The sequence below is a fragment of the Streptomyces sp. KLMMK genome (genome assembly GCF_036961605.1).
Classification (GTDB): domain Bacteria; phylum Actinomycetota; class Actinomycetes; order Streptomycetales; family Streptomycetaceae; genus Streptomyces; species Streptomyces telluris.
The window spans coordinates 1-5641 of record NZ_JBAMDC010000408.1; the positions used below are offsets into that span (position 1 = coordinate 1).

Here is a 5641-nt window from a genome sequence, read left to right on the forward strand (position 1 = left end):
GCCTCCGCGGCGTTGCGGGCGGCCGTACGGACCCGGGCGCCGGATTCTGCGGCGCCGCGCAGGAGGCCGTGGATGTCGGCGCGGGACAGGGCGTCGGGATCATCGAGGAGTGACTCGTCGAACACCGTGGATCAGCCTCCGGTCGCCGTCGTGTACGCCGTGCGGGTGCCCGGCCGGGCCTACGGAACGGTGGGCCGCCGGGCGGGGTCGGGCGGGGCGCTCCGGCGTCAGGCCGGGCGCCGGGCCTCGTCCACGAGGAGGACGGGGATGCCGTCCCGGACGGGGTAGGCCAGGCCGCAGCCCGTGCCCTCGCACACCAGCTCGGGGGACTCCTCGGAGGCGGACTCGTCGCGGAGGGGCGCGTGGCACGCCGGGCAGGCGAGGATCTCCAGGAGACCGGCTTCGAGCGGCATGAGGGGTTCCCTTCGGATGTACGTCTCTGTCCGGCCAGGGTACCTTCGCGCTCCGCTGGGGGAAGCGCGGCATGCGGGTTCGCTATGGCGCTCTGCCGTGCCGGGTTCGCCGGTGCGGCCGGTGCGGCACCGCCGGGACGGTCGGGTTCGTGTGTTCGCCGTCGCGGCGGATTCAGAGGCTGAGACCTCGTCCGGCGTGCCGGGCCCCTGCGGCTTCCTCCCGCCGCAACGGCGATCCGCCACAGCCGTGCAGCCCGGCGGTGCCGGACCGACCGAGGCAGGTACGGCACCGCCGGATCGGTCGAGTCGGGCGGTTCGCCGTCGCGGCGGATTCAGGGGGCCGGGCCCGGCCTTCGGCCGCAGCTGAACGCCGACGCGGCGGACGCCGGCCGGTTCGGCGCGGGGACCGCGTCCGCCGGGCCGGTACCCGGCGCGCGTCCTACGCCCGCACGATCGCCAGGACCTCGTCCCGGATGCGGGACACCGTCTCCGCGTCGCGGGCCTCGACGTTCAGGCGGAGGAGGGGCTCCGTGTTGGAGGCGCGGAGGTTGAACCACCAGTCGGAGGCCGCCACGGTGAGGCCGTCGAGCTCGTCGAACTCCACGCCCGGCACGCCCTCGTACGCGGCGCGGACGGCCGCTGTGCGCCCGGCCTGGTCGACGACGGTGCTGTTGATCTCGCCGGAGCCGGCGTAGCGGTCGTACTCGGCGACCAGCTCGGACAGCGGGCCGCTCTGGCCGCCAAGGGCGGCGAGGACGTGCATGGCGGCGAGCATGCCCGTGTCGGCGTTCCAGAAGTCGCGGAAGTAGTAGTGCGCGGAGTGCTCGCCGCCGAAGATGGCGCCGCTGCGGGCCATCTCCTCCTTGATGAAGGAGTGCCCGACGCGGGTGCGCACGGGCTCGCCGCCGCACTCCTTGACGACCTCGGGCACCGACCACGAGGTGATCAGGTTGTGGATGACGGTGCCACCGGGGTGCTTGGCGAGCTCGCGCGCCGCGACCAGGGCGGTGATCGCGGAGGGGGAGACGGGGTCGCCCTTGCCGTCGACGACGAAGCAGCGGTCGGCGTCGCCGTCGAAGGCCAGGCCGATGTCGGCGCCGACCTCGCGGACGCGCTGCTGCAGGTCGACGATGTTCTTCGGGTCGAGGGGGTTGGCCTCGTGGTTGGGGAAGGTGCCGTCGAGCTCGAAGTACATGGCGTCGAGTTCGAGGGGCAGGCCTTCGAAGACGGTGGGCACGGTGTGCCCGCCCATGCCGTTGCCGGCGTCGACGACGACCTTCAGCCGGCGGATGCCGCTGAGGTCGACCAGGGAGCGCAGGTGGGCCGCGTAGTCCGCGAGGACGTCCTGCCGGGTGAGGGTGCCCGGGGTCTGCGCGGGCTCGGGGGCGCCGTTTTCGAGCCAGCCCTCGACCAGGGAGCGGATCTCGGCGAGGCCGGTGTCCTGCCCGACGGGGGCGGCGCCGGCCCGGCACATCTTGATGCCGTTGTACTGCGCGGGGTTGTGACTGGCCGTGAACATCGCGCCCGGCAGGCCGAGGTGGCCGCTGGCGAAGTACAGCTGGTCGGTGGAGCACAGGCCGATCTCGGTCACGTCCACGCCGCGGGCGGCGGCGCCGCGGGCGAAGGCCCGCGAGAGGCCGGGCGACGAGGGCCGCATGTCGTGCCCGACGACGACCGCGGACGCGCCCGTCACTTGGGCGAAAGCGGCGCCGAAGAGCTCCGCCAGTGCTTCGTCCCACTGATCCGGGACCACACCGCGTACGTCGTATGCCTTCACGATCTGCGACAGATCAGCCACAGCCAACGCCTTCCTGGGTCCGGTACGGGGGGACAAACCTACCGGGGCGGACCGGTGGTCCGGACGCGGGCCGCTCGAGCCCGGGTCGAAGGGCGGGCCGCGCCCCCGTCAGTTGTCGGGCGAGCGGAGGACCCTGAGGTGGCCTCGGCGGGCGACCTCCATGGGATCGGCGTCGCGGCCGGCGGGGCCGGTGGCGCCGGGCGGCGGGCCCGGCTGGACGGCGCGCTCCTGCGGACGGGCTGCTTCGCGCACGGCGTTGGCGAGTGCTTCGAGGTCGTCGCCGCTGGGGCGGGCGGGGCCGCTGTCCAGGGCGAGGCGCACGACGTCCCAGCCGCGCGGAGCGGTCAGCCGCTCGGAGTGCTCGGCGCACAGGTCGTAGCAGTGGGGTTCGGCGTAGGTGGCGAGCGGTCCGAGGACGGCGGTCGAATCGGCATAGACGTACGTCAGCGTCGCGACGGCCGGGCGGCCGCACGCGGTGCGCGAACAGCGACGTACAGGGCTCACGACGTTGGACGGTACCGCACTCTTGAACGGGCCGCGACGACTCACCCCCGGCTCACCCCTCCGTGTCGTCCTGGTTCGTCCCATGGACGCCTGCTTCTCCCCACCGCGCTGACCTGCACGGAGGGCTGTGAACAGGGTCTCACCAGGCCGTGGCCCGGTCACCGGCACCCCCGCCCCGGACCCTCCCGAACAGACCGGACGGTCCGGTACCTGACCAGAATTGATCACAGGTCTGGCCGGAATGTTCATCAGGCGACATTCCCGGGATACGCGACAGCCGCGTACGGCGGGGCGGCCGGCGGATACCCTCAAGAGTGATGGACAACCGCGTACCTCCCCCTGCCACCACCGGGGGTCCCCCGAGCCACGCCGGGCCGCGCCCGCGCCACCGCGACCGACACGGACGCGGCATGCGCGGGCCGATCGCACCGCCCCAGGTGCCGCTGTCGGTCAGCCGCGGCGAGGCATTCGTCGACATGGTGCACGACTCCGCCGAGCGGCTGGAGCGCCGCTGGCCGCAGCTCGCCTCCGTCGACTTCGTGGTCCGCGAGGTGCCGGTCACCAGGAGTGACGCGGGGGGCGCCATGAGCGACCCCGAGGGCCTGGACGCCTTCGACTTCGACGGCGAATCCGTCCCCCTCGGCCGCTACGTGGCCGCCCGCGGCGACTTCCCCGACCGGATCGTGGTCTACCGCCGCCCGGTGGAGATCCGCACCAAGAGCCGCGACGAGCGCGCCCTGCTGGTGCACGAGGTCGTCGTCGAGCAGGTCGCCGAACTCCTCGGGCTCGCCCCGGAGTCGGTCGACCCCCGCTACGGGCAGGACTGACCGGGCCGGACCGGCGGGGGCCGTACGCCTGCCGCCGGCCCGTCAGTCCGCCGGCCCGCCAGTCCGCCGGGCCGTCCGTCCGCCGGGCCGCCAGCGGTTCGGCTCCGGCTCAGCGATTGAGCATCGACAGGTCCTGTCCCGCCGCCGGCACCGCCACCGACGAACGGTCGTCCGGCAGCGGCTGGATCGTGAACATGGGCACGCCGTCCTTGGGCAGCGCCAGCATCCGCGACGCGTGCACCGGCCCGCCCGAGACCTTCTCCACCGTCACCGCGAACGACCCCTTGGCGCCCGCCGGCTGCGGCGGCTCCACGGTCAGCGTGGTGCCCGGCTTCACCGTGTACGTCTTCACCGCCGGCTCGCCGCCCTCGCTGCCCGCGGACGAGGTGACCTTCACCTGCGCCGCCTCCTTGCCGGACGCGGCCAGAGCGAGCGTGCTGCCCTTGGGGCGGTTGTCCGCCGCCGTGGCCCGCCCGCCGAGCTGCGCCACGGCGGGGATGAACGCCGTCTCCTGCTTGTCGTCCTTGCCGCGCGTGACGCGCAGCGCGGCGACGACCGGTGCGCTCCTGCCCTCCGCCGTGAGCAGCAGCGAGCCCGCCTCGCCCTTGGCGACGTCGCCCAGGTCGACGGCCGCGGTCATGCCGCTGCGGACGTGCAGCGACTCGTGGCCGGCGGGGGTGATCGCACCGTTCGGCCCGGCGAAGCGCAGCTTGAGGTCGGCGTCGTCCGAGCCGGGGGCGAAGACGACGAGCCGCACGGACGTCGCGTCGCCCGGGATGCCGGGCAGGACGGCGTCGGCGGACGGCTCGGCGGACGCCGGGATCCAGTCGCCGCCCTTCTTGTCGTCGGCCGACTGCAGCCCCGCGCCGACGCGGCCCGAGCGGGCCGCCACGTGCACCGTCAGGTCCTCCTCGGGCGCCTCCGCGAGGGAGGACAGCAGCACGGGGACGGTGGAGCGCGGCGGGACCGTGACGCCCTCCCCCGCACCGGCCTTGACCCGGCCCTCCTTGCCGTAGAGCTCCAGGTCGACGACGGCCGCCGTGCTGTCGGGGTTGGTCAGGTGGACGTAGTCCTGGCGGCCCTTGAGGGTGCTCGCGCCGGGGAACCAGAACGAGGTGTCCGGCGCCGTGCAGGTCAGCCCGTGCAGCCCGCGCCCGCTGCCCGCGGCGACCACGGTGGACTGCTGCACGGTCCAGCCCGGGGCGAGCGTCCCGTCGGCGCTGCCGATGAGGGCGGGGGCGTCGGAGCGGTTGGTGCTCGCGGTGGCGGGCTTGCCGGGCTCCTTCAGGGACAGCACCGAAGTACCCGCGGCCGCGGGGCTCTTGCTGTCCTTGCCGTCCTTCCCTTCCTTGCCGCCCTTCGCGCCCTTTTCATCCTTCTTGGCGGTGTCGTCCTTCTTCGCGCCGTCTGCCGACAGCAGTTCGGCCGCGCCCTTCTTCGCGCCCTTCTCCCCGCCGGCCGGAGTGAAGGCGGTGTAGGCGGTCTCCCCCACGTCCGACGAAGTCGGGGCCGGGCAGAGGGTCATGGAGCGCTGGACGGGCAGCCGGGCGGGCGCCTTCGCGGCCGTACGGGCCGTGCTGCCGGTGCCTCCGGTGCTCTCGGCGCCGGACGGCACGGTGAGGACGGCCGCGCCGCCCAGGGCCGCGAGGGCTGCGGTGGCGGCGAACAGGGACAGGGTGGTGCGCTTCACTGCTGCTCGCTCCCGTCGCGGTGGTGCCGGTCACCGCCGCCGTACGTCGTGTCGTGTGCCCCGCCGTAGGTGTACGGGTCGTACTGCCCGGCCGGCGCGGCCGGTGCGGCCGGCCCGGTCGCATAGGGCTCCGCCGGGTAGTGGCCCTGGCCCTGGCCCTGGTCCTGGTACGGGGCGTGCTGCTGTGCGGCGCCGTAGGAGGCGTCGTACGTGCCGCCGTAGCCTCCCTGGTAGTGCTGTTCGCCGTACGCGTCGTAGGGCGTCTCCTGCATCCCCTGCCCGTACTGCTGCCCGTACTGCTGCGCCTGCGGCTGTTCCTGCGGCACCGCGGCGTACGGGTCCGCCACTTGCTGTTGTCCGTACGGATCGGCGTAGACGTCGGCGTACGGAGCCGCGTACGGATCCGCGT

The 5641-nt window shown here is 74.1% G+C and carries 5 protein-coding genes and 1 pseudogene; 1 reads left to right on the forward strand and 5 read right to left on the reverse strand.

What is annotated here, in order from left to right; all coding sequences use genetic code 11:
• Positions 1–227 precede the first annotated feature (227 nt).
• The 3 genes from V7793_RS32305 to V7793_RS32315 all read right to left on the reverse strand — a co-directional run bounded on the left by V7793_RS32305 (position 228) and on the right by V7793_RS32315 (position 2799).
• Positions 228–413, reverse strand: coding sequence for a Trm112 family protein (locus tag V7793_RS32305; RefSeq protein ID WP_168091692.1), 186 nt, complete (start codon positions 411–413; stop codon positions 228–230).
• Between the two features lie 439 nt (positions 414–852).
• Positions 853–2211, reverse strand: a complete 1359-nt coding sequence (locus V7793_RS32310; RefSeq protein WP_336013265.1) for a phosphomannomutase/phosphoglucomutase — start codon at positions 2209–2211, stop codon at positions 853–855.
• Between the two features lie 108 nt (positions 2212–2319).
• Positions 2320–2799 (reverse strand): DUF3499 domain-containing protein, encoded by a 480-nt coding sequence (locus V7793_RS32315; RefSeq protein WP_336013266.1) that lies wholly within the window; start codon positions 2797–2799, stop codon positions 2320–2322.
• Positions 2800–3125: 326 nt separating this feature from the next.
• Between V7793_RS32315 and V7793_RS32320 the strand changes: the two genes are divergently transcribed.
• Complete coding sequence (locus tag V7793_RS32320) at positions 3126–3542, forward strand: metallopeptidase family protein (protein ID WP_443058038.1); 417 nt, start codon at positions 3126–3128, stop codon at positions 3540–3542.
• A 109-nt stretch (positions 3543–3651) separates the two neighbouring features.
• On the opposite strand, the gene V7793_RS32325 is transcribed toward V7793_RS32320, so the two are convergent.
• Positions 3652–5232, reverse strand: coding sequence for a DUF5719 family protein (locus V7793_RS32325; protein WP_336013268.1), 1581 nt, complete (start codon positions 5230–5232; stop codon positions 3652–3654).
• Positions 5229–5641: pseudogene (locus V7793_RS32330) on the reverse strand (family 2 glycosyl transferase); the annotation flags it as partial. The gene V7793_RS32325 and the pseudogene V7793_RS32330, both read right to left, overlap by 4 nt.

What these genes read in the sequence shown, in the direction of transcription:
- V7793_RS32305 (WP_168091692.1), bottom strand. Translation starts at nt 413, where the DNA reads ATGCCGCTCGAAGCCGGTCTCCTGGAGATCCTCGCCTGCCCGGCGTGC.
- V7793_RS32315 (WP_336013266.1), bottom strand. Translation starts at nt 2,799, where the DNA reads ATGGGACGAACCAGGACGACACGGAGGGGTGAGCCGGGGGTGAGTCGT.
- V7793_RS32320 (WP_443058038.1), top strand. Translation starts at nt 3,126, where the DNA reads ATGCGCGGGCCGATCGCACCGCCCCAGGTGCCGCTGTCGGTCAGCCGC.